At 30.8% G+C, this 25,522-nt stretch carries 23 protein-coding genes and 1 riboswitch; of the genes, 20 read left to right on the forward strand and 3 right to left on the reverse strand.

From position 1 onward, the window contains the following. Window positions 1-36: 36 nt before the first annotated feature. The 14 genes from K0040_RS11090 (at window position 37) to K0040_RS11150 (ending at window position 14,521) form a co-directional block, all read left to right on the forward strand. Window positions 37-1,062 carry a LacI family DNA-binding transcriptional regulator gene (locus K0040_RS11090; protein ID WP_228108867.1) on the forward strand — a complete coding sequence of 342 codons (1,026 nt, stop codon included), beginning with the start codon at window positions 37-39 and terminating at the stop codon, window positions 1,060-1,062. Window positions 1,063-1,064: 2 nt separating this feature from the next. After that, complete coding sequence (locus K0040_RS11095; protein ID WP_228108868.1) at window positions 1,065-2,180, forward strand: nitronate monooxygenase; 1,116 nt, start codon at window positions 1,065-1,067, stop codon at window positions 2,178-2,180. Between the two features lie 319 nt (window positions 2,181-2,499). Continuing rightward, window positions 2,500-3,705 carry an FAD-dependent oxidoreductase gene (locus K0040_RS11100; RefSeq protein WP_228108869.1) on the forward strand — a complete coding sequence of 402 codons (1,206 nt, stop codon included), beginning with the start codon at window positions 2,500-2,502 and terminating at the stop codon, window positions 3,703-3,705. A 46-nt stretch (window positions 3,706-3,751) separates the two neighbouring features. Beyond that, complete coding sequence (gene preA / locus K0040_RS11105) at window positions 3,752-4,984, forward strand: NAD-dependent dihydropyrimidine dehydrogenase subunit PreA (RefSeq protein ID WP_228108870.1); 1,233 nt, start codon at window positions 3,752-3,754, stop codon at window positions 4,982-4,984. A 742-nt stretch (window positions 4,985-5,726) separates the two neighbouring features. Further along, window positions 5,727-5,855 (forward strand): hypothetical protein, encoded by a 129-nt coding sequence (locus K0040_RS20705; RefSeq protein WP_265588869.1) that lies wholly within the window; start codon window positions 5,727-5,729, stop codon window positions 5,853-5,855. A 168-nt stretch (window positions 5,856-6,023) separates the two neighbouring features. Continuing rightward, complete coding sequence (locus K0040_RS11110; RefSeq protein ID WP_228108871.1) at window positions 6,024-6,350, forward strand: hypothetical protein; 327 nt, start codon at window positions 6,024-6,026, stop codon at window positions 6,348-6,350. 5 nt (window positions 6,351-6,355) lie between these two features. Further along, the gene (locus tag K0040_RS11115; RefSeq protein ID WP_228108872.1) at window positions 6,356-7,027 is read left to right on the forward strand and encodes a hypothetical protein; all 672 of its coding nucleotides are present in this window, start codon (window positions 6,356-6,358) and stop codon (window positions 7,025-7,027) included. Between the two features lie 793 nt (window positions 7,028-7,820). Beyond that, a complete protein-coding gene (gene acrC / locus K0040_RS11120) occupies window positions 7,821-8,963 on the forward strand; it encodes an acryloyl-CoA reductase (protein ID WP_228108873.1) in 1,143 nt (380 codons plus the stop codon). Between the two features lie 22 nt (window positions 8,964-8,985). Next, window positions 8,986-9,789 carry an acryloyl-CoA reductase electron transfer subunit gamma gene (acrB, locus tag K0040_RS11125; RefSeq protein ID WP_228108874.1) on the forward strand — a complete coding sequence of 268 codons (804 nt, stop codon included), beginning with the start codon at window positions 8,986-8,988 and terminating at the stop codon, window positions 9,787-9,789. A 22-nt stretch (window positions 9,790-9,811) separates the two neighbouring features. Continuing rightward, entirely contained in the window at window positions 9,812-10,918 is a 1,107-nt protein-coding gene (gene acrA / locus K0040_RS11130) for an acryloyl-CoA reductase electron transfer subunit beta (protein WP_228108875.1), read from the forward strand. A gap of 116 nt (window positions 10,919-11,034) precedes the next feature. Then, window positions 11,035-12,390: a branched-chain amino acid transport system II carrier protein gene (gene brnQ / locus K0040_RS11135; protein WP_228108876.1), complete on the forward strand. Its 1,356-nt coding sequence runs from the start codon at window positions 11,035-11,037 to the stop codon at window positions 12,388-12,390. A 23-nt stretch (window positions 12,391-12,413) separates the two neighbouring features. Continuing rightward, window positions 12,414-12,890, forward strand: a complete 477-nt coding sequence (locus K0040_RS11140) for a beta-alanyl-CoA:ammonia lyase (protein WP_228108877.1) — start codon at window positions 12,414-12,416, stop codon at window positions 12,888-12,890. Window positions 12,891-12,934: 44 nt separating this feature from the next. Beyond that, a complete protein-coding gene (locus tag K0040_RS11145; RefSeq protein WP_228108878.1) occupies window positions 12,935-13,312 on the forward strand; it encodes an acyl-CoA hydrolase in 378 nt (125 codons plus the stop codon). Window positions 13,313-13,339: 27 nt separating this feature from the next. After that, window positions 13,340-14,521: a CaiB/BaiF CoA transferase family protein gene (locus K0040_RS11150; protein WP_228108879.1), complete on the forward strand. Its 1,182-nt coding sequence runs from the start codon at window positions 13,340-13,342 to the stop codon at window positions 14,519-14,521. A 201-nt stretch (window positions 14,522-14,722) separates the two neighbouring features. Here K0040_RS11150 and K0040_RS11155 read toward each other — a convergent pair whose 3' ends face one another. From K0040_RS11155 to K0040_RS11165, 3 genes are all read right to left on the reverse strand, one after another. Continuing rightward, entirely contained in the window at window positions 14,723-15,583 is an 861-nt protein-coding gene (locus K0040_RS11155; protein ID WP_228108880.1) for a MerR family transcriptional regulator, read from the reverse strand. A 355-nt stretch (window positions 15,584-15,938) separates the two neighbouring features. Next, window positions 15,939-17,258, reverse strand: a complete 1,320-nt coding sequence (locus K0040_RS11160; RefSeq protein ID WP_228108881.1) for a sensor histidine kinase — start codon at window positions 17,256-17,258, stop codon at window positions 15,939-15,941. Window positions 17,259-17,261: 3 nt separating this feature from the next. After that, a complete protein-coding gene (locus K0040_RS11165; RefSeq protein ID WP_228108882.1) occupies window positions 17,262-17,999 on the reverse strand; it encodes a LytR/AlgR family response regulator transcription factor in 738 nt (245 codons plus the stop codon). 541 nt (window positions 18,000-18,540) lie between these two features. Between K0040_RS11165 and K0040_RS11170 the strand changes: the two genes are divergently transcribed. The 6 genes from K0040_RS11170 to K0040_RS11195 all read left to right on the forward strand — a co-directional run. Then, a complete protein-coding gene (locus K0040_RS11170) occupies window positions 18,541-18,993 on the forward strand; it encodes a hypothetical protein (protein WP_228108883.1) in 453 nt (150 codons plus the stop codon). A gap of 95 nt (window positions 18,994-19,088) precedes the next feature. Continuing rightward, the gene (locus K0040_RS11175; protein ID WP_228108884.1) at window positions 19,089-19,547 is read left to right on the forward strand and encodes a hypothetical protein; all 459 of its coding nucleotides are present in this window, start codon (window positions 19,089-19,091) and stop codon (window positions 19,545-19,547) included. 222 nt (window positions 19,548-19,769) lie between these two features. Continuing rightward, window positions 19,770-21,083, forward strand: a complete 1,314-nt coding sequence (gene brnQ / locus K0040_RS11180) for a branched-chain amino acid transport system II carrier protein (RefSeq protein WP_228108885.1) — start codon at window positions 19,770-19,772, stop codon at window positions 21,081-21,083. Window positions 21,084-21,382: 299 nt separating this feature from the next. Further along, entirely contained in the window at window positions 21,383-22,255 is an 873-nt protein-coding gene (locus K0040_RS11185) for a lysozyme inhibitor LprI family protein (RefSeq protein ID WP_228108886.1), read from the forward strand. Between the two features lie 381 nt (window positions 22,256-22,636). Further along, window positions 22,637-22,813: riboswitch (Lysine riboswitch) on the forward strand. 348 nt (window positions 22,814-23,161) lie between these two features. Next, window positions 23,162-24,613 (forward strand): amino acid permease, encoded by a 1,452-nt coding sequence (locus tag K0040_RS11190; RefSeq protein ID WP_228108887.1) that lies wholly within the window; start codon window positions 23,162-23,164, stop codon window positions 24,611-24,613. A gap of 228 nt (window positions 24,614-24,841) precedes the next feature. Then, window positions 24,842-25,522, forward strand: a 681-nt coding sequence (locus K0040_RS11195) for a hypothetical protein (protein WP_228108888.1), incomplete at its 3' end; no start/stop codon positions are given.

A 25,522-nucleotide genomic window follows, 5' to 3' on the forward strand; every position in this document is an offset into this window, starting at 1 on the left:
AATCAAAGATTATAAAATAGTTGGGGAAGGTAAATTATGGATATACGTGAAATTGCAAAAAAAGCTGGTGTATCAGTAGCAACTGTATCCAGGGTGCAAAATCATCCAGAAACAGTTGCAAAAGCAACGAGGGAGAAAGTTCAGGCTGTTATAGATGAATGTCACTATACACCCAATTGGTTTGCTAGAGGTATGAACATAGGTAAAGCAGAAACAATTGGAATAATTGTTCCTGACATATTAAATCCAAGTTACATGGAAATTATAAAAGGTATTGAGGATATTATGTCAGAAAGTGGCTATATCACAGTTATTTGTGATGGTTCCTATAATTGTCAAAAAGAAGAAGAGAGTATAGACAGCTTAATCAAAAGAAATACTGATGGGCTAATAATTATTTCAAGTTCAATAAGCCGTAAGAAGTTACTTTCAATTAAATCCAAAGGAATTCCAATAGTGTCTATAGGGGAAAGTAATGCTTGTAAAGAGATTGATACAGTAAAAATTGATTATGAAAAAGCAAGTTACAAAGCTACAAAGCATTTGATTGACATTGGATATGATAAAATAGCTATAATAAACGGTCCAAAAGAAAAGAGAGAAAACGCTCTAAGATTAGAGGGTTTTAAGAGAGCTTTGAAGAATAGTAATATTAATATTGAAAATAATTATATTCTACATTCTCAAATATCTCTAGATGAAGGGTATTTACTAACTAAGAAGTTGCTTAAGCTAAAAAATCCTCCAAGAGCAATTTTTGCTGCAAATGATATTTTTGCTTTTGCATCAATGGCAGCGTTAAGAGATAACGATATAAAAGTACCAGAGGATATAGCTGTTATAGGGTTTGATAATATTCAGCTTTCTAGAATGATTGAATCAAAATTAACAACAGTAATAAATCCTCTACATAAGCAAGGTGTTTTGGGAGCTAGATTATTAATAGATATTATTAATAACCAAGAGTCTGAAGATAGTTTTACTCAAGAGATAATGCTAGAAACAAAGATTAAAATACGCAAATCATGTGGATATGGTAATAGAATAGGGGAGATATTTTAATTATGTTAGAGACGAACTTCATGGGATTAAAACTAAAAAATCCAATTATTGTTTCAGCTGGCCCTTGGAATGGGGATGGGAAAAAATTAAGAAATAATTTAAAAGCTGGGGCAGGAGCTGTAATTACAGAAACCATAGTAAGTGATCCATATTCGAAGATAAGTGAACAAGTAGCATACAATGGTCAAGGATTGCAAAATATAAGATTTTATAGTCGTTTTCAATTGGAAAGATGGAAAGAAGAGTTAAAGATAGCCAAAAGTGATGGGGGAGTTGTTATTACAAGTATTTCAGGTCACTCACCATCAGAAGTTACATATTTAGCAAAAAAACTAGAAAAGTATGGTGCAGATGCCATTGAGATATCTTTATCAAGTCCTTTAGGCGAAGGAGTAGAAGTTCCTTGTTCTGATCAAAATTTTGTTTACGACATAGTAAAACATGTGGTGGAAAATGTTAAAATACCAGTTATGGTAAAGTTATCTCAACATGTAAATAATATAAGTGAAGTATCAAAAGCAGCAAAAAATGCTGGAGCAAGTGGAATAAGTGCCATAAATACTATAAGATGTATTTTAGGTGTAAATATTGAAAAAGGAGTTCCCCTACTACCAACCTATGGTGGATATTCTGGAGCACCTATTAGACCAATTGCTTTGGCAAGTGTAGCATCTATTGCTCAATCAGTTGATATTCCTATTTGTGGTGTAGGAGGAGTAGAAAACTATGAAAATGTAATAGAGTATATGATGCTGGGCGCATCAGCAGTACAAATTGGTACAGCTCTTATGTTAAATGGAGATAGTATAATTGGAAAAATAGAAAATGATTTGGAAAAATGGTGTACAGATAAAAAAATCAGCTCAATAGATGAAATACGTGGAAAGGCTTTAGAGCAGATAAAACCTTTAGATGAATTATCTTTGCAACCTATGACATGTAAATGTGATGACAAATCTTGCAAGGAAGATTGTAATTTATGTATTGAATATTGTTTGGAAAATGCAATAGAAGCTGTTAATAATAAAATAAAAATTGATAAACTTAAATGCATAGGTTGTGGCCTTTGCGTTCATATTTGTCCTACAAATAAATTACAAATTTATGATGAAAATTAATATATTAAAAGGGTGCTGTATAAGGGATTATATGGCACCTTTTTAATTTAGGCCCAAAAAAACTTTAACAAAAAAATAACAAAAAAATCATTTTCTTGTTGACATTAACAAAAAATGGAATTATAACTTAAGTATAAACGTAATGTAAACGTTTACATTAAAGTCCTTGTTCTTAAAGAAAGGAGTACAACAAAAAGAAGTATTAACAATTGGGTTAAGGGTAAGGCAAATAGGTATATGTTAGGTATAGGTATATGTACGAATGCAACAAAGCCTTATTGTGGCTTAAAATAAAAATAGTTTAGAAAGGAAAATAAAAATGGATCAAAATAAAAAAACAGATAAGAATTTTGAATTAGTAATACGTGAAGAGGCTTCTAGATGTCTACTATGTCATGATGCACCATGTTCTAAAGCTTGTCCAGCTGGAACAGATCCAGCAAAATTTATAAGATCATTAAGATTTGAAAATCCAAAAGGGGCTATTGAAACAATAAAAGCTAACAATGTTTTAGGTGGAGTTTGTTCTAAGGTATGTCCATCAAAGGCATATTGTGAAGGAGCTTGTAGCAGAGTTGACCTAAAAACACCAATAAAAATAAAAATGCTTCAAGAATATTTAATGGAATTAGATAAAACATTAAATGTTCCGTTGTTAAGAGAAAGAAAACAAGGTGACAAGAAAGTTGCTGTAGTTGGATCTGGACCAGCTGGTCTTGCAGCAGCATTGGAATTGGTAAAAGAAGGATGTAATGTAACTGTTTACGAAAGAGATGAAAAATTAGGTGGTTACTTATCATATGGAATACCAAGTGATAGATTATCACAAGAATTAGTTGACCATGAAATAAATCAAGTAAAAGAATTAGGTGTTGAATTTAAAAACAATACTAAAGTAGAAAATCCAAATGATTTACTAAGTGAAGGTTTTGATGCTGTTATATGGGCATGTGGACTTCACAAAGGTAAAACATTAAATATAGATGGAATGAATTTAGAAAATGTGGAAATAGGTGTTGACTATTTAAGAAGAGTTAAAGAAGATCCACAAAACTTATATGCAGGTAAAAACGTTATAGTAATTGGTGGTGGAGACGTTGCCATGGACGTTGCTAGAACTGCAAAATTAAGAGGAGCAGAAAACGTAAATATATTATACAGAAGAACTGAAAATGAAATGCCAGCATACATAGATGAAAAAGTTGAAACAAAAGAAGCTGGTGTAAATATGTTTGTAAAATTCAAACCAGTTAGTATAGAAGGAAATTCAAAAGTTGAAAAAGCCACTTTTGAAAGTTTAGGTAATGATACAACAATTACAATGAAATGTGATCAGTATATATTAGCAATAAGTCAAGAAAGTGAAAGAAATATAGAAGACTTAGTAGATGCTTCAAAAGGAATATTTGCAGCTGGAGACGTGGTTTCTAGTGATAAAACTGTTGTTTATGCAATAAAGAGTGGTAAAGAAGCAGCTAATAAAGTTATTGAATATGTAAATAACACATGTTCGCAAAAATGCTAATAAAAAATATAATTAATATCCCTAAATAAAGAAAGGTGGGCAAATAATGTTTAAAAAAGATTTATCAATTGAATTTTGTGGTGTTAAGTGTGAAAATCCATTTTTTCTATCTTCTTCACCTGTAGATAACTGTTATGAAATGTGTGCTAAGGCTTTAGAAACTGGATGGGGTGGAGTTGTATTTAAAACTCTTGGTTTCTTCATACCAACAGATTGTTCTCCAAGATTTGACGCTTTAAGAAAAGAAAGTACTGAGTTTGTTGGATTTAAAAATATGGAACAAATTTCTGAACATCCACTAGAAGAAAGTTTAGAAGCTTTAAAAATGTTAAAAACTAATTATCCTACAAAAGTTATCGTTGCATCTATAATGGGTGAAAACGAAAAAGAATGGGAAGAATTAGCTAGATTAGTTACAGAAGCTGGAGCAGATATGATAGAATGTAACTTCTCATGTCCTCAAATGACTAGTCATGCAATGGGATCTGATGTTGGTCAAAACCCAGAATTAGTTAAAAGATACTGTGAAGCAGTAGCTAGAGGATCTAAATTACCAATACTAGCAAAAATGACACCAAATATAGGTGATATGAACATACCAGCAATAGCATCTATGGAAGGTGGAGCAGCAGGTATATCTGCTATAAATACTATAAAATCAATAACTGGTATAGATTTTGATAAAATGATAGGATTACCAATAGTTAATGGTAAATCTTCTATATCTGGTTATTCAGGAAAAGCTGTTAAACCTATAGCATTAAGATTTATACAACAAATGAGAACAAATGATAAATTGAAAAATGTTCCAATAAGTGGTATAGGTGGAATAGAAACTTGGAAAGACGCATTAGAGTTCATATTATTAGGAGCAAGTAACTTACAAGTTACAACTGCTGTAATGCAATATGGATACAGAATAGTTGAAGATATGATAAGTGGATTATCATACTTTATGGAAGAAAGAGGAATAGACAAATTACAAGACTTAGTAGGTATGGCAAATAGCAACATAATACCTGCTGAAGATATAGATCGTACATTTGTTATTTATCCAGAAATAGATGAAGATAAATGTTTAGGATGTGGAAGATGTTATGTATCTTGTTTTGATGGAGGACATCAAGCATATACATACAACGAAGAAACTAGAGAAATATCTTTAAACAAAGATAAGTGTGTTGGATGTCACTTATGTAGTCTAGTATGTCCAGTTGGAGCAATAGGCAAAGGCGAAATAATGTTTAGAGATGGAAAAGAAAAAGAAATAGTTATGTAATACTCAAATAAATTAAAAGAGTCGCATCAAGTAGTTTAACTGCTTGGTATGACTCTTTTTTTACATTTAAGGAAATTATAGTTAAATTTACGCTGTTGATAAACTCTGGAATCAAGTTATATCAAGTCATTTAGGGAATGTAAAAAATGTATTTTTGAGCAAGGTCGTTGCCTGAAATTTCATAGCGCCCACGCAGTGGCTTAAGCGAAGCGAATTTTTTATTTGACCAAGGAAATTAGGGATAGTAATTGATAAGAACAAGGCGTTTTGCTAAAAGCATGGGTAGGATATTTTTAATGGCAGTTGTTATAATTTCGCTTTAAATTTCATTATGGAAAGAAGTATGGAAGCAATAATAGAAAGATGCGTAGGGTTAGATGTTCATCTGGATATAGTTGTGGTATGTGTCCTATATGGTGAACTAAATAAAAAAAACTTTTTCAATAACTAAAGGAATATTACAATTATTTATAATAAAGGTCCTAATTGTTATAGGTTGTGAATTTTAGTTGAAGTTTGGTACTTGTGATACACATTCTCGCTAAATATGAATAATGAAAGAAAGTTTAGTATTAATAACAGCGCCTTTTTTAAGATAATATTATATTATTTATATTCTATGTGGATTAAGTGATATTTGGTAGGTGGTTGTATAGAAACATTTCCTATGTTAATAGGCACTAAAATATAGCCGACCTTAGATGATTAGGGAAATGAAATTTTATTTCTAGAGGCCTAAGAAATGTTAATTGATCTTTCAATGCTCACAATTTTATTAATAGGATTGGCAACACAAGGTGTATTTAACAAAATAAATGGGATTATTATTGAACTTTCTATAGTTTATAATATGAACTTTGATCATATATAATCTATTGCAAGTCTACCTTTTGGATGTAATGTGGAGATGTATCATTCGTAATATATATTTTTTATATAAAAATATATATTACGAATGATACATCCTTGTGCTATTATTAAATTATAATATTATATAAAAATATTATAATTTGAAAAGTAGAGGGGGGGATAGAAAGTTATGAAAAAGTTTAATTTATTAGCAGTTATGATTTTAGTAGTGCTATTCACTACTTTGGGTTGTTCTAAAGAAAAAGTTTATGTATTGGAGCAAGGAAAGACTTTTGAAGTTGGAACTGACATACCAGAGGGGACTTATAAGGTGGAAGCTAAAGAACAAACATCTGATGATGATAACTATACTACAGTAATTGGAGATAAAGATAATCCAGATGCAGTATTTACAAACATAAATGATATGGTGGGAAAAGAAGTTGATTTAAAAAAAGGCGAAATTGTCAATTCAAATGGGACAATTAAACTAATACTAACAAAGGGGGAAAAATAGTAAGCATGAAAAAAATAAAGAAAATAATATCTACATTTATGATACTTAGCATTATAGGGTGTTTGTCAATATCAAATTCATTAGTAAATGCCTATGCTAATGAAGAAGATGATATAAATTATGGTGCTACTTCTAATGGGGAAACAGTTATAGAAGATGGGGAATATACGACGGTTATAGGAGTGCCTACTACAGAAGTAAAAGGTTTAACTGGAGAAGAAGCCGTTGAGGTGCTACAAGCTCAAGCAGTAAATTCTAGATTAAACATTGGTGTCAGTAATGCGGTTACTTTTAATGTAAGATATGAATATCCTGTAACTAAGACTTATCCAATATCAGTATCTAAAGGTGGTAAAAAAGTGTTTTCAGGTAATATCAAAATAAAATTAACAGTTAGCGCTTCTAGTGATAAAAATAAATCAATAAAATCTACTATATCAATATCAAATTTTACTAAAGGAACTGGTTATACAGTATCAAAATCGACTAGTAGTGGGTCTTATGTATCAAGTGTTGGAAGTAATACCAGATCATCACTTACATGCAATGTTGTACCTGTAGGAGGTAAAAAACAAGTATTTAAGTACTACTGTAATAATAAAATATTATCAGGTCTAAATAGTAATACTCAAATTGGTCCAGGATTTCGTATGCAACAATATTGGACAATGGGTTAGATCACTATTTATAATATAAATTAATAGAGCTTTCATCTAAGAATGACTATTACAACAGTTTGTAGTGATAGAATAAGACCTATTAGATTAAGCTAAATACCCCTTCATTAAACTAAATCTAATTATTAGATAAATTTATTAAATATTATATTATGATAAAAAGTAGGAGTTATAATTATTATAACGAGAATTTAAATTGTGCTTTATAGTAATTTCAATTTTCTATAGCAATACAGTGTGTAAAAAACTCTATAAATAATAAAATTCAACAGCCTCCTATAATGATAATGCTTAATCATTATAGGAGGCTGTTTTGTTATGGGAAAAATAGACACTATTGTAAGTTTAATTGAGAAATCTTGTTTCAATCTACTATCTTTATTTTCTATTTTAGTGGAAGAACTATAGTGCTTAAACTCTTTATAAAAATGAATAGGCGTTTCAATAAGATTTAATCTGCTTTTTTATAAAAGATTTCATGAAGGATTTATATAAAATTAAGGGCTTTTTTCAAAAAAACTCTACCAAAGAATCATGTTTTTTTTTGGTACAAAATATGAAATTGCCTTATTTTTATAAGTAAAATATGTAAAACTTTCATCCATATAAGAGGTACAGTAGGGGGAGAGTTTTTTATAAATAGTACAAACATGTTGAAATTAGGTGCTTTTACTTCGTTGACAGTACAGTTGCTATATAAGATATAACTTAATTAAGATAGTAATTTGAGGCAAGGCAAAGCAAAGCCAAGAATGTATATAGAGAATAGATAAAAGAAAGGATGAAATAACATATGGATTTTTCATTAACTAGAGAACAGGAAATGATAAAAAGGCTAGCTGGACAGTTTGCACAAGATGTGTTAGAGCCAGTTGCAGCTGATGTTGATATTGATCATACTTTTCCAGTTGATAATTTCAAGAAAATGGCTGATATAGGATTTACGGGTATAGGTGTTCCAAAAGAGTATGGTGGATCAGGTGGCGGTGCCTTGGAAGAGGTATTAGCAGTTTCTGAATTTGCAAAGAAATGTATGTCTTCTGCAGCAATACTATCTATCCATTTAATTGCACCTCATGCCATTTATAAATTTGGAAATGAAGAGCAAAAACAAAAATTCCTACCAAGACTTACTAAGGGTGGATCTTTGGGAGCCTTTGCTCTGACAGAACCAAATGCAGGTTCAGATGCAGGTGCTGCAAAGACTACAGCAATACTTGATCCTGGGACAAATGAGTATGTTTTAAACGGTACTAAGTGTTTTATCTCTGGTGGTAGCCGTGCAGATATATTACTAATATTTGCTCTTACTCAGCCAGAAAAGGGACTTAAGGGAATGTCAGCAATAATAGTTGAAAAAGGTACTCCAGGATTTAGTATTGGTAAAGTAGAGTCAAAAATGGGACTAAGTGGTTCTGAAACTGCTGAGTTAATATTTGAAGATTGTAGAGTTCCAGCGTCTAACCTTCTAGGAAAAGAAGGTCAAGGATTTAAAATAGCAATGCAAGCTCTTGATGGTGCTCGTATAGGAACAGGTGCACAAGGAGTAGGTGTGGCTGAGGGAGCTTTAGAATTATCAGTTAAATATACAAAAGAACGTGTGCAATTTGGAAAACCTATAGGAGCTTTACAAGGAATTCAGTGGTATATAGCTGACATGGCTACTAAAACAGAAGCAGCCAAGGCACTTGTATACTTTGCAGCATATCTAAAAGATGCGGATAAACCTCACACAACAGAGGCGGCTATGTGTAAATTAAATGCTGCAGAAAATGCACGTTTTGTAACGAATTTGGCACTCCAAATTCATGGTGGATATGGTTATATGAAAGACTATCCACTTGAAAGAATGTATCGTGATGCTAAAATTACTGAAATTTATGAAGGTACTTCTGAAATTCACAAGGTAGTTATAGCAAGAGCAGTTATGAAATAAGGAAGAAGGAGTGTATAAAACAATGAGAATTTATGTTTGTGTTAAACAAGTACCAGATACATCTGGAAAAGTAGCAGTTAACCCAGATGGAACACTTAACCGTGGTTCCATGTCTACTATTATAAATCCAGATGACATGATAGCTATAGAACAAGCACTTAAAATAAAAGATAAATTAGGATGTCAGGTAACAGCAATAACAATGGGACCTCCTCAAGCAGAAAAAATGCTTAGAGAAATACTTGCCATGGGTGCAGATGACGGAGTACTTATATCTTCTCGTGAATTTGGTGGTTCTGATACTTTTGCCACATCACAAATTATTGCAGCAGCAATTACTCACTTAGGCATAAGTGATGAGGATATAATCTTTTGTGGACGTCAAGCAATAGATGGAGATACGGCACAAGTAGGCCCACAAATTGCAGAAAAACTAAATATTCCACAAGTTACTTATGCAGCAACAATAAAAAAAGAAGAAAAAAAATTAACTATAAAACGTATGCTTGAAGATGGATATATGATGGTAGAAGTTAAGACTCCTTGTCTTATAACATGTGTTAAAGAAGACAATATATTGCCTCGTTATATGACTATAAACGGAATTATGGAATGTTACAAAAAACCACTTACTGTTTTAGATTTTGAAGCATTAAAAGAGGAACCATTAATTGATATTGATACTATAGGTCTAAAAGGTTCACCTACTAATATATTTAAGTCATTTACACCACCACAAAAGGGAGTGGGAATAATGCTTGAAGGTGATAGTAGAGAAACAGTAGCCCAGTTAACTAGTAAATTAGAAAAACTACATGTTATTTAATTGTGAAAGGAGACAATCAAATATGAAGTTCAATAGTTCTTGTATAGAAGAATTTAAAGATATTTGGGTATTTTGTGAACAACGTCATGGACAGATGATGAACACGAATTTTGAGTTAATAAGTGAAGGACGTAAGCTAGCTGATGAAAGAGGTTCAAAACTTATAGGAGTAATCCTTGGACATAATATAGCTCATCTTGGAAAAGAACTTGGCGGTTATGGAGCAGACAAAGTAATTATTTGTGATGATGAAAATCTTAAAGAATATACTACAGATGCATATACAAAGGTATTTTGTGATGTGGTAATGGACAAAAAACCAGAAGTTGTACTGATCGGTGCATCTAATATAGGAAGAGATTTGGCACCAAGATGTGCAGCTAGACTACACACAGGGCTTACAGCAGACTGTACACACTTAGATATAGAAATGAATAATTATGTTGATTTTATAAAAACATCTTCCACACTAGATTTGTCAAAGACAAAATTCAAAATGGAAGATACAAACTTAAAAATGACAAGACCTGCCTTTGGTGGTCACTTAATGGCTACAATAATATGTCCTAGATTTAGACCTTGTATGTCAACAGTTAGACCAGGTGTTATGAAAAAAGGTGAGTTTAGTGAAGAAAAAGCAAAAGCTTGTGAAGTGGAAACATATCCAGTTAGCCTTTGTGAAGATGACTTACAAACAAAGGTTTTGGAAGTTGTAAAAGAAGCTAAACAAATAGTGGACCTTATAGGAGCAGAGGTGATTGTTTCTGTAGGACGTGGAATTAGCAAGGATATTGAAAAAGGAATACAACTTGCTAAGGAACTTGCAGATGCTTTTGGTGGAGGAGTTGTAGGAGGTAGCCGTGCTGTTGTAGATTCTGGCTGGTTATCAGCAGATCACCAAGTAGGGCAAACAGGAAAAACAGTTCACCCAAAAGTATATGTAGCTTTAGGTATATCAGGTGCTATTCAACACAAAGCAGGTATGCAAGACTCAGAATTGATTATCGCAATAAACAAAGATGAAAAAGCACCAATATTTGACTGTGCTGACTTTGGTATAAGTGGAGATTTATTTAAAATTGTTCCAATGATGATAGAAAACATAAAAGAAGTTAAAAACAATAAATAAATAAGTAAGCAATAGATGTATGAGGGTAGATATGTGACACTAGTTATCTAATTGCAAATCCATATTAAATACCTTTGTAGCTTTAATATTTGAATATTAGATTTATGGAGGATATAATGAATAATTTAAACAAAAATGGAGATTTGAAACTACCAGCTTTATTTATGATGGGCGGAGCATTGTTTTCTATGCACTTTGGAGCATCCAGTATGGTTTGGCCAATGAACTGGGGAAGAGAAAGTGGTTCTTCTGTATTAATAGCATTTGCTGGAGCATTTATTACATCATTGTTACTTACACTACTTGCGTATATTGCATTATCACGAGGAAATGGTAGTTATAGTAAAATTGCAAATCGTGTTTTAGGTAAAAAGTTAGGAAAATTTTATACTGTACTAACAATTGTTATACTAGGTCCCCTATACGCTATACCTCGTATGAGTGCAGCAGCATGGGACTCAGTAGTTCAAGCCTTTGGACTAAATCCACAAGCTAAGTTACCTCTTATTATATTTACAATACTGTTTTATATAGTAACTTATGTGTTTTTAATTAGTCCAGGAAAAACAATGGATCGTATTTCTCAAATTTTATTTCCACTACTTCTTATTATAGTAATTATAGTTGTAGGAAAAGGACTTATAGATCCAATATCAACACCAGTAGCAAAAACTTATGAAGGTTCAGCCTTCTCCTATGGTTTTACTAATGGATATGCAACAGCGGAAATACTTTGTGCCCTAATATTTGGTGTGGTTATATTAAACTCACTAAAAGAAAAGGGAGTTTCAGAAAAGCGTATGAGCAAAAATATTATTAGAGTAGGCATAATAGGTATTACACTTTTAACTATTACACATCTATGTCATATGCTAATAGGTGCTTCAACAGGAGGCCAGATAGATTTAACTTATACAGCTCTTTATACTGAAGTTTCCACACAGTTACTTGGAAAGGCTGGTGGAATATTATTCTCAATAGCACTGTTCTTTGCAGCTCTTACTACTGCAATAGGAATGACTTCTGGATGTGCAGAATTTTTCGTAGACACAACACAGGGAAAAGTTGATTACAAGAAGGCATCTATTTCAATATTAGTACTTAGTACAATATTTGGTTGTATGGGACTTTCATCAATCCTTGCATTTTTAGGACCAATACTTGATGGAATATACCCAGCAGCAATAGTACTTGTAATATATTATGCTCTTGTACCAAACAACCAAGACGAAAGAAAATTAAAAGTATGTTCTTATGCAATGATAACAGCATTAATATTTGGTGCTATTGATACAATTTACGCTTATGGAATTAAATTAAATATAAATTTAGGTTTTTTAAACAAGTTCTATGAGGCACTTCCTCTATCATCAGAGAAGCTTGCATGGTTTCCATGGACGATGGCAGTTGTTATTATTGGAAGTTTAATAATTATATGCAAGAAAGCAAAGATAGAAGATGTTGCTAGTTAAAAAAATTATTTGGAGGAGTTATTATGAGAAAAGTATCTTATTTAAGTTATAACATGACAACTGCAGATGCAGCTAATCCAGATGGGTTAATATCAATTGGACGTCAGTTTGATTTTATAGGTGACGTTGAAACAGAGGAAATGATTTTATGTGATGGTGATGAGTCACTTTGCTTAGGATATCACGATGTAAAATGTTACAAAGATGTTTATGTGGGAGATATGGTAGATTACAAAGCGACATTAGTGAAAATTGGAAATTCTTCTCGTGACTGTAAAATAGAAGTTTATAAACTTGCTACACCAGCATTTCGTGAAGGAAAAACAGATTGTAAAAAAGGTGAGATGATCTGGTTTGATGAGCCAGTACTTTGTACAGAAGGATATGTACGTTTAGTAGTTAAAAAACACTTACAACGTGGAGAACAACCAGAAGGATTAGTTACAGATCCATGGTTCCCACTTGATGATTTTCCAGAGGAAGCAGAAGCTGAAATATAAGTTCTAAATTTAAATAAAAATAATATGAAAAGGGGAGTTAGGATATGAATGAACAACAGACAGTAACATTTCGTTATAGAATGTCAAATAGAGATGTTTTTTATCTTGGTGGATTAATAAATGGAGCAAGAAATATTACTCTTATGAACGATACAGCAGTAAGACTAATGGCTAAGGTGTTTGGAAATACAGGTCATTGTGTAGAAGTTAAAAAAATACGTTTATATACACCATCTCAAGCAGGAGACTATATGGAATATATAGCAAGAGCTAAAAAAATAGAAGGAAACAAAGCACTAATTGAAGTAAGAGCTTTTAAAGTTATAGAAGTACCTAAAGACCCACCATTCCCAAGTTCTATAGATGTACTTCCAGAGCCAGTACTATCTACAGTAGGACAATTTGTTTATGAAACTTTTTAAAATATGAGGTAAAGGAGAGTAATAATCATGAAAAAAGCACTGGAAGGATTAAAAGTTGTAGACCTTACATCCGCATTAAATGGACCGTTTTGTACAATGATTTTAGCTGACTATGGTGCAGATGTTATAAAAATAGAACCTGTTAATGGGGATCAATGTCGTGAATGGGGTCCAATAGATGAAAAAAGTGGAGAAAGTGGTTTTTACTGCTATGTAAATCGTAATAAAAAAGGTGTTACTCTTAACCTTAAATCAGAAAAAGGTAAAAAAATGTTTTATGACTTAGTTAAAGATGCAGACGTAGTTGTAGAAAACTACAAAGGAGGAGTTACAAAAAGACTTGGAATAGATTATGAATCTGTAAAAAAAGTAAATCCTTCTATAATATATGCATCAGGTTCAGGATTTGGGCAAAACAGTCCTATATCTCATAGAGCTTGTTATGACATAGTGGCACAAGCCATGGGTGGAATGATAAACCTTACTGGTTACAAAGAAACTAATCCAGTAAAAGTTGGACCATCTATTGCAGACCACGTTGCTGGAATTTATTTAACAGTTGGTTTATTAATGGCACTTTATAATAAAGAAAAAACTGGCCAGGGACAACTTGTGGACGTAGCAATGATAGATACAATATTTAGTTTACTTGAAAATGCCCTTGTTAACTATACAGTGGGAGGAATTATACCAGAGCGTAATGGAAATATAGATCCTTCAATAGCACCATTTGATGTATTTGAATGTAAGGATGGATTTGTTGCTGTAGGAGTTGGTAACGACAGACTTTTCGAAAAATTCTGTAAAATAATAAATCATGAAGAGTTATTGGAAGATGAAAGATTTACAACAAATGATTTACGTTGTAAAAATTACGTTCCAGATTTACAAAATTTAATTGGTCAGTGGTGTAAGGATTATACTAAAAAAGAAATGGAAGACATTATGGACAAAGCAGGAATACCATGTGGACCTATCTTAAATGTTAAGGAAGCTATTGAACATCCACATATTCAAGCACGTGAGATGATGGTACACTGTGAACATCCAACTGCAGGAGATCAATATTTCCAAGGATGCGTAATGAAACTTTCCGAAACTCCAGGTAGTGTAGACACACCAGCCCCTCTTCTTGGCCAACACAACGCAGAAGTATTTGGCCTAAGTGAAGAAGAAGTAAAAGCATTAAAAGAAGAAGGTGTAATATAGATTTCCCTTATACTATTTATAATAGATTAAATAAAAGAGAAGTATTCATTTAACAAAATGATATACTTCTCTTTTTGAGCAACGGGGTTGCCTGAAATTTCATAGCGCCCACACAGTGGCTTAAAGCGGTAGCAAAATGATTCGCCAACACGTTGCTCAAAGGCATCTCGTTGGCGATATGAACGAAGTGATTTTTTTGAGCTATACCTTTTCTATAGGAATTATTATCTTTGTCACATGTTCATTTGGGTTGTTTACATCAAAAGGAGATATAATAAACTCTTCAGAAATATTACCATTAATATTGTATCCATTTTTATTAAGATACTGAATCATTTTTATATGTGTATTTATTATATTTGAATAATCTCCCACATGAACAGTAGTTGCTGCTGTAAATCCACCAAACTTCTTACAATTGCAAGATTCAATAGGAGCGTCCAAATACATACCAAATTCAATCTCAATATCTTTGTATAAAAACTGTTCTAAAGGATTTGAATAATAAGTAACAAGGATTGAACCTTTATTTTCTATATTTATTTTATTAGATAAATTTATAAGCTCAACCCATCTTTCTAAGGAAACATCCTTGTTTGAATAATTTTTCATAACTTTTCTAGTATAAAATAAGTAAGACGGAGGAATTTCCTCAATAGTTATACCTTTTGATTCAACCTCGTCTTTTGAGTACAAAGATAGAAAATCAACGCCCTTTTTCAATCTTTGAGAAAAGGTACAGCCCTCTGTATACTTTTGTTGTAGTTTTTTTATTTCCCCGGAAATTTCGACTAATTTCGAATCAACACTTTCTTCTAAAATATGGGCTTTATTATCATTTATAATATTATGAATTTCCTTTAGTCCAAATCCTAGCATTCTAAGTTTGCGAACGATACAAATTGTAACCATTTGTTCTTTACTATAATATCTATAATTACTTTCTGAATCCCTAAAAGAAGGTATTACTAATTTTATGGAATCATAGTAACGTAAAGTTTTTATAGGAATATTACAAATTTTCTCCACTTCACCTATGGAATATCTTTCTTGTAACTTCATATATAGATCCCCCCATGAGTATTGGTATTGTGAAATGTATTTAATATATTTTGGAAATATGTATTGTTAATAATTAGATTAGTATATATTAAATTATAGCACAATTGCATGAGTGAATAAAAAATAAATATTCAAAATTATGAAAGAAATGAATGATAATTAAAAAATAAGTCAAAAAATCCTATAAATATACATAATGTGTTTTTGAGCAAGGTGGTTGCCTAAAATTTCATAGGGCCCACCCAGTGGCTCAAAGCGGCAGCAAAAGGATTCGCCAACACGTAGCTCAAAGGCATCTCGTTGGCGATATGAAGTGTGGCGCCCACCTAGTGGTTTAAGGGAAGTGAATTTTTGTTTAGCAGTTATTTATAAATAAAATAGTAGAAAACCAGCCATTTTCATAGGTACAAGATAAGCTAGAATTATACTTTTTCGTAAAGGCGTTTACAGAGCGCATACCTACACCATGGCCCAAAGAAGATGTTACAGGAAGATTATCTTTGCCAAAAGTCACTTTTCCATCATACCTGTTTCTTATTCTAAATGCTAAAGTTTTATTTGAGTATTTTGAGCTTATTTCAATAATCTTATCTTCTCTAGATTTTTGTTTTAAACTTGCATGAAGAGCATTTTCCATAAGGTTTAAAATAACAACGGCCAGGTCTGTAGTATCAATATTTAATTCACAAGGAATATCTATTTTTGTAATTACCTTAATGTCTTTTTCAATTGCCTTTTCAATATAAGCAGATAAAGAAGCATCAATAATAGGGTTTTTACAAAATGAAATGATTTTAGTTTCCCTTAGATTGTTATCAATATTATCAATAATATTTTTAATTTCGTCGTAATTACCTTCATCTAACATGGTTTTTATTAAGTAGAGCCTGTGTCTCATATCGTGTCTAAGTATGTTTAAACTTTCCTTATTTTTTTCAATATCCTGTAAGCGATTATTTAAGTCAGAAACCTGAAGCTTAAGGAGCTGATTATTGTGAAGAATGTCAGCTTTATTTTTCTTTTCTGAAAAATCAATACTAGTGCATTTAAACACGGCAAAACAAGCAATAACTATTAGTAAACGTGATAGCAGTTGATTAACGCTATTTATCCATTGATTGTTCATAGTTATCATTGCATCGCTAAAAAAAAGACAAAATGGTACAACCCATAATATATTCCAATAATGTGAGTTTTCCTCTTTCATATAAATCATAAAAGTACCTTTTAAAACTTTAATAAGAGGACAAATAGCAATTGTAAATAGTAATATATATAGTATGGATTGTAACAATAATTGATAGTAAATTGATTCACCTGAAAAAAAGTGAGATTGAATAAAAGCTATTATAGTATGCAAAAATAAAGAATAAATTGATTGCATAGCTGCAACAAACATATGCTGAAAAAATCTTGATTTAATTATTACACAATTTATAAGTACAAATATAATAGCTCCGCGTATAATAGCTTTTTTAAAAGTGAATATGCTCATATCATATTTATTAATTATTAGAAAAAGTAAAACAGTTTCTATTATAAAATATATTAAATAGGTGGCAAAGAGCAATTTTCTTTTTTTTGTATCTATATCACTATGAAATGGCAAGTATCTTATAATAATTCCTGGAATCTGGCACATAGATATTGATATAGCACCTATGAAAGCATTCATATGCTAGACGCCTCTTTTCTTTAAAAAATATTCAAAATAAAGATCTTTAATAGTAGATTTTCTACGTTTGCTAATTGGGAGGATTTCTCCATTTGTTAACACAAAATCATCATTTTCTATCCTATCTATATAATCCATATTTACAACTATACCCCTGAAACATTCAATAAACCTTTTATCACTAAGTAAGATCTCTGAGTAAGTACTTAAACTTTTGTTGGAAACAAGAGTAGTATTGATCATATGAAATTTACTGATTCTGCGCTCACAATCTACAAACATAATATTAGAAAAAAGTAAATTTACTGTTTTTTTGTTAATGATTACGTCTAAAGAAGATGTGTCCAATTTTAAATTTTCCAAACAATAATCAAGAGCAGTAAATAGTTTTTCCTTGTTAAGTGTAATAGGTTTTATAATGTAGAACACTGCTTTAACTTCAAAACTATCAAATACATGGTCACTACTTGTAGTCAAAAAAATTATATTACAAGATTTATCCATATTGAAAATCCTTCTGGCAATTTCCATTCCTGTAATATTTTTCATGTATATGTCTAAAATTATAATGTCATAATAATTCGGTTTAAAAACTGATAAGAAATCTTCCCCATTTTCAAACTCATGAATTTTTAAACCCATATTATTTTCTCTTGTAAACCTGGATGAAAAGAACTCATTTACTATGTTTTTCACATCAGTTCTATCTTTTGTTAAATCGTCTATAATAGCTATTCTCATATTACCCCCATAATAATTAGAAAACTTCATATAAATTTTACCACAAAATGGTATTTGGGTGCAAAATATTGTTTCTGGGTACAAAATTATGGAAAAACTATAAAAAATTGATTATTATTTTTTTATAGTTACTAATAAGTTTTAAAAAAATATATTAATAATGTACATATTAGTTATGGGGGTTTCTAATATTTGTACAATAATATATTTAAAGTACTAGTAGTAACTAATTATGGGGATTACAAAAGGCCATTGATGAATTATTAATGATGTATGGGGATTACAAGTCAGATTCATTTTTAGCTAAAAAAATATGAAATTTAGGGGTCAAGTTGAACCAAGGGGAAGTACATGAACGGCAAATGAAAGGTGCTATTGCAAATGGGGATTAGCAATAGCTCCTTTTAGTTTGCTAGTTTTAAATTTTAAAACATTGTATAAAATATTTTGGGAGAATAATTGTTTATAAATCTAGCAAAATAAATAAATACAGCAAAATTAAAGAGAAAATCAGAAGTTTTGATTACAGGAGGATAATAAAATGAGCAAAGAGATGATAATTGGAATTATAATTGTAGTTGCTTTGTTTGGTATATTCTCTTTTGGTACAAAGTATGTAGAAAACCCACAACCGCAAAATACAAAGGGCAGAGTTGAAGATAATGTAAATTCAACTAATAAATCTTTTGGATTTGAACTAGTGCCAGAAACAAACAATGAAAAAGAAATAGAATTTTTAAATATTTATAGACGTACTATTATAGAGTACCTTACTAGCAATGGTATAGAACTAAAAGACTTATGGATTTCAGTTCATTACAGTGGTTTAAATAGAGGAAAACCTCATATGCTATTTAACATAAGAACATGTAATAATGAGAGGAAAAAGAACCTTATAAAAGAGTTATTTGCCAAAGAAAACTTAGATATGCTCTTTAGTGTATCCGACTATGATGTATGGCTAGATAGTATAGACAACTACAATACTAAATAAATTTATATTACGCTATGATTTATACAAAAATTTGCGGCATTTTTTAGAAGTGATATAATAACATTAGCACTATAAATTATAAGGAGATTAAAAATATGTTAAAAGAGATAAGAATAGGGGAAAAATTTTCTTACCTAGAAAACGATTATAGACTATGTTGTATGGGCGAGGGAAATTTTGATACTGCTGAAAAAACTCTGCAATATTTTTTAGGGAATTTAGAAGATGAAGAAAAAACCATAATAGGTTTTGATGAAAAGGACATAAATAGTGTGTTCAAAGCTTGTGGTAAAAAAATCATTTACTTCTATGAAGATATGGAATTATATAGTGAAGAAAGAATGGAATTTATAAAAGAAATGAGGACAAAGTTTCCAGAGTGTGTTGTACATATTGTAATGAGTAGTAAAAAAGAATGTAGTTTACATGATTTCCATGAAAGATGCAAAGAAATGATAGAACTTAATGAAAAACTTGGTGGCGAAATGTACTTACACGACGTTGTAAACAAAAACTTGGATGAAATTTCTACAAAAATAGTGGTTGGTATGTAGAAATAAGTAATATGAATGATTTGAAGGGGCGCTTTAATAAAAATGCACCCTTCATTGGTAATAAATAGTATTATGCTTTTTATAATAATGGTTAAATTAATGTTAAATATCGCTCCTAATGATAAAAATATGTTAAAAAATTCAGAAATTATAGACGTTTCAAACAAATAACTGTATAATTTTTTTAATTAAATAAATGAACTTTTTTAAGGGGGCTTTAACATGAAAAGGCAGAACAAAGACATCATCGTAGTTGGATTTGCACTATTTGCAATGTTTTTTGGAGCAGGTAATTTAATCTTCCCGCCATACCTTGGTGTAGTAAGTGGTAGTGGATGGATGACTGGATTTACAGGTTTTATTATTGCAGACGTTGGATTAGCATTACTTGCAATATTGGCAGCAGCTAAATGCCAAGGAGATATAAATGCCGTACTGGGACGATCTGGAAAAACCTTATCTCTTATTTTAGCAACAGCAATAATGATTTGCTTAGGACCACTTTTAGCAATACCTAGAACAGGTGCAACAACATTTGAAATGGGAATGCAACCAATTTTTAGTGGATTCAACCCAATTATATTCTCAGTTATATTCTTTGGTTTAACACTTATACTTACAATCAAACCATCTAAAGTTGTAGACATCATAGGACAATATTTAACGCCAGCTTTGTTAATAGCATTAATATTTTTAATAATAATGGGTGTAGTATCACCACTTGGTGATTTAAACGAAGCACCAGTAATAAGCAATATATTCGCAGAAGGGATATCTCAGGGATATCAAACAATGGATCCACTGGGAGCAATAGCATTATCTGCAGTTGTAATTATTTCTCTTTCTCAAAAGGGATATACTGAAGAATCACAAAAGATAAAATTAACTATGAAAGCTGGACTTGTAGCAGCAGTAGCTTTAGTTATAGTATATGGAGGTCTAACATATTTAGGTTCAACTGTTGCACATCAATATGCAGGAGTTAACCCAGCAGACATAAACCAGACTTCTCTAATAGTTGGTATAACAGAGCAATTATTAGGAAAACCAGGAAAAGTAGTACTAGCAGTAATTGTTGGACTAGCATGTTTAACAACAGCTATAGGACTTGTATCAGCAACAGCCCAATACTTTACTAAAATAACTAAAGGTGCTCTAAAATATGAAACTATAGTTATTGTTGTATGTATATTTAGTGCAATAGTATCTAACTTTGGTGTAAGTACTATAATAAAATTCTCAGCACCAATATTATCAATTATTTACCCTGCAACAATAGTTTTAGTAATGATGACTTTATTTGGTCATAAAATTAAAAATGATAATGCATTTAAAGGAGCAACATATGTGGCACTACTTGTAAGTATTCTTACAGTAGCAAATAGCATGGGCTTTGAAATTGCATTTATAAATAAATTACCACTTAGTGGTTTAGGATTTAACTGGATTATTCCTGCAATCGTAGGAGGTATTATAGGAAGCTTAATACCACATAGAAAAGATGAGGAATATGATAGAATGGATGACGCCTTATAAACATTTAAATACTATACAATAAAGAAGTCTGAGAGATTTAATTTTCTCTTAGACTTTTTTACATGTTAGGAATTAAGCCCCATTTACGCTGCTGATAAACTTGAATGAATATGAGGGTAAAGTTAGTAATAGCAATGGTTTGAAAGGGGTACACAAAAATGTTACCCCCTTTGCATTTTGGTATTTGATTATTATAAATAATATATTAATTCCAAAAAATGTATAGATATTCAACAAAGTATTTAATATAATTAATAGGTATAATAGAAATATTTGTAAAGCAAGAAGGGACTGAGTAGATGAAAAAAATAATAATAATGGTATTAACTATATTATGTTTATTTGTTGTAGGATGTATCAAAAAAGAGGATACTTCATCCTATGATCAACATTTAGGAGATGGAATAATAGCGGCTACAAATGAAAATTATGATAAAGCTAAAAAATTGTTTAGCTTAGCAAAGGATGAAAAAAGTAATGAAGCAGAAGCATATGCACTTTATAATCAAACAAATAATTTAATAGAAGCAATTGATTCTAAACAAAAAAAGCACTATGATATTGCAATACAGCTTTGCACATCTATAGAACAAATAAATAGTAAAAATGACGTAATAAAAAGCGCTGCAAAAGAATTAAAGAAAAAGTGTGAAGACTTTAAGCAAAACCCTAGCAAAGCAGAAAAAGAAGAAAAAAAAGAGAAGAAAGAAAAGAAAGAAAAGAAAGAGAAAAAAGAGAAGAAAGAGAAGAAAGAAAAAAAGGAAGCAGTAAAAAATCAGCCTAAAGAAGAAAGTAAAACAGTTAAAAATATTAAAAGTGATTATAAAAATAAAGCTGATAAGGCGAAAGATCTAGCAGCTAAGGAAAATGGTACTTTTAAATACCAAGGAGAGTTAATAAAAATTCTAAGATCTTATGACATGAAGGATGTTGAAAGTGCAAAAGCAGTTTACGAACTAAGCGATGAAATGTTAAATAATTTATATAAAGATTTAAAAACAAATTTGGATAAAAATTCATTTAAAAAGTTGAAAAGAGAACAAATTAGGTGGGTAGACGAAAAAATTGCAAAGGAAAAAGGTCTAAGTAAGGATAAACTTTTTATGTACCAAAGTCTTGCCACAGTTACTATAAATAGATGTGAGAAGTTCAATGAAAGGTATTATAAATAAAAATACATAGTGATTCTTGAAAGTTAGCGATTTCAATGATTTTGGTTGGATGAGTATAAAAAGGCAATAACTGGTGTATCATACACTGGTTATTGCCTTTCTTATTTTAATACAAGAATTTCTTTATGATTATTTTTTACTGTATAGAATTTAATCTTCTATTAATTCATTTTTCTAAGCTATGTATATGGTGTTTCTTCCAGGGGTAATAAATAACCTCTTTCATACTGTATACAAATTTATTATATCAAAAAATTGTTCTGTTTATAGATGTGATTTGTAAAAGCAAGGATATTTGTTAAAAAAATTTAAAATAACTAAAATCTATTTACAAAATTAATTTAAAAATGTATAATCATAACATAAATTTAAATGAAGTATAAAAAAGATAGAGGCGCGGTAGTTAATAGTACTAGTAATGATTAAAAGCAGGAGGATTTACTAAGAAAGGAAGTATCGCCGAAGTTGTATAATTGAAGCTAAAAGGTTGTACGGCTGGGGATGCAGAGAATATCTGTATCACTGTCACAAATTATTTTGTGGTGAGCTATCATTTAAGGGAGAATATATACCTAAATATACTATATTCATATTAGTGTATTTTTGTATTTACGTAGCCTTGAGTGTGAAGCTCAAGGCTTTTTTTAATAGTTGGACTTACGTTGTTTATAAACTTTTGAGCAAGGTCGTTGCCTGAAATTTCATATCGGCCACGCAGTGGCTTAAGCGAAGGGAATTTTATGAATCTATAAATAATATATAATAACCAACTTACAAACTATGACAAGGTTGTTGACAGAGGATAGAAAATACATCTCCTTGGCCATATGAAGTGTTTCACTAATACGTCATTCAAGCCAAGCAAATTTTTTATATGGGAAATATTTATTAAAGAGGAGAGACATCATGGGAGAAAACAAAAAAATTAAATTATGGGCATTAGTAATGCTTATATTTGTTCCTACTTTTAATTTTACTAATATAGCAAGTAATGCGGTATATTTAGGGGCAACTGCTATACCTTCATGGGTGATAGTATCTGTACTATACTTTTTACCACTTTGTGGAGTTATAGCTGAAATGGCATCTTTTAACAAAGACAAAGATGGGGGAATTTATACTTGGGTAGAACAAGCAATAGGTGAAAAATGGGCATTTATAAGTACATGGTCTTATTTTATAGGAATACTTTTCTATCTACAAATGGTATTTTCCAGAATACCTGTAGCAGCATCATGGGCTTTACTTGGAAGAAATGTATTTACTGATTCCAATGCTTATTTGTTGCCAATACTATCAATATTTATATGTATAGCTATGACATATATAGCAACAATCGGAGTTAGCAAATTCTCTAAGTTGGCTGATTTTGGAGGAAAATTTACCCTAGCAGCAACAGTAATATTTGTAGTAATGGCTGTAGTTGGGTATTTTAACGGAACACCTTCTGCAACTGAATTTAGTGTGGAAACAGTTGTTCCAAAATTTAACGTAAGTTATTTCGCAACTTTTTCTTGGTTACTATTTGCAGTATCAGGTTCAGAAGTTGCAGGAACTTATATAAAACAAACACAAAATCCTAAAAAGACATTTCCAAAAGCAATGGTTATAGCAACTATACTTATAGCATTATCATATATACTTGGTTCTGTGGCTGTACAATTAATAGCATCACCAGATGTTTTGGAAAGTGCAGGTATAAAAGATGCAGGTTATGTGGTTTACAGTATAGTAGCAAATAACTTTGGAATAAATGGAAAAATAGTAGTTCAAATATATGCAGCAATATTCTTAGTAACATCAATAGCAGCTTATATAATATGGATGGAGTCTCCAATAAGAGCTATGTTTGGAGAAGTTCCAAAAGGAACATTCCCAGATTTCTTAGTTAAGAAAAGAGAAGATGGAACATTAGTAAATGCACTATGGACTCAATGTGTAATATTAATAGTACTAATAGCCATACCACTGTTTGGCCTAAAGTCTATAGATGCATTTTTCAAATTGTTAACAGACTTATCAGCTTTAACAGTTGTTATACCATATATAATCCTGATGTTTGCATATATGTCATTTAGAAAAAATAACAAAGATATTGATTTTAAATTCTTTAAATCAGATGCACTTGCATACACTATGTCAGGGATAGCTTTAGTACTATCTTGTACAGGATTCTTGGGAGCAGGACTTGACTATGTAGTTGGATCTAGTGGAAGGGAAGCAATTTTACTAATAATTAAAACTTATGGTGGACCATTAATCCTTATAGCAATGGGGCTTGTTATAAGATATATATCACAAAAGTCTTATAATAAATCTAACAAAGGTAGATTGGAAGATAAGAAAAAGGCTGTGTAGGATGTTTGATAAAAAATAAATAGTGATGATTGAAAGCGTGTATTTTCTTGTTGGGAGATACATGCTTTTTTGTTTTGGAAAGAGAATGAGATAGAATTGCAATTATGCATCTCAAATTATACTAAAACAAAAATATTATGGTATAATTTGGAATGAAGTCAATATTATTAAAACATTGATTTTATTTTTATATTATAAAAATTATTGGGTAAATAGGGGGGAGTAGTAATGAGAAACATCATAAAAAAGGTAACAGCAATCATTTTATCATTTATACTGTGTTTTCAATTTAGTATAATACAATCGCTAGCAGCGGTAGAAACAAATGCACCAGAGATAGATGAGAGTACATTAGAAGTAGATAATAAGAACGTAACAGTAGGAGATGTAGTAAAAATAAGCATAAAGGCAACAGATGAAACAGGAATAGAGGATGCTTTTATGTTTTATAGAATGCCAATATCAGGTAATTCGAAGTATATATATTTAAAATATAATAATGAAACAGATAGATATGAAGGTAGTTATGAGGTAAATGATAAAAGTGAATCAGGAGTATGGAAGATAGAATACTTTTATTTGAAAGATTCAAATGGATATTCAAAGGAAATTTATAACGATGAACTGTATCAAAATGGAGATAGTAAAGACTTATCAAAGGGTGATTTTAGTGTTAGTGGAACTACTGTAGATACAAATGCACCAGAAATAGATGAGAGCACATTAAAAGTAGATAAGACAGATGTAACAGTAGGAGATGTAGTGAAAATAAGCATAAAGGCAACAGATGAAACAGGAATAGAGGATGCTTTTATGTTTTATAGAATGCCAATATCAGGTAATTCGAAGTATATATATTTAAAATATAATAATGAAACAGATAGATATGAAGGTAGTTATGAGGTAAAT

Origin of the sequence: Terrisporobacter petrolearius (assembly GCF_020748185.1) — a bacterium.
Classification (GTDB): Bacteria; Bacillota; Clostridia; order Peptostreptococcales; family Peptostreptococcaceae; genus Terrisporobacter; species Terrisporobacter petrolearius.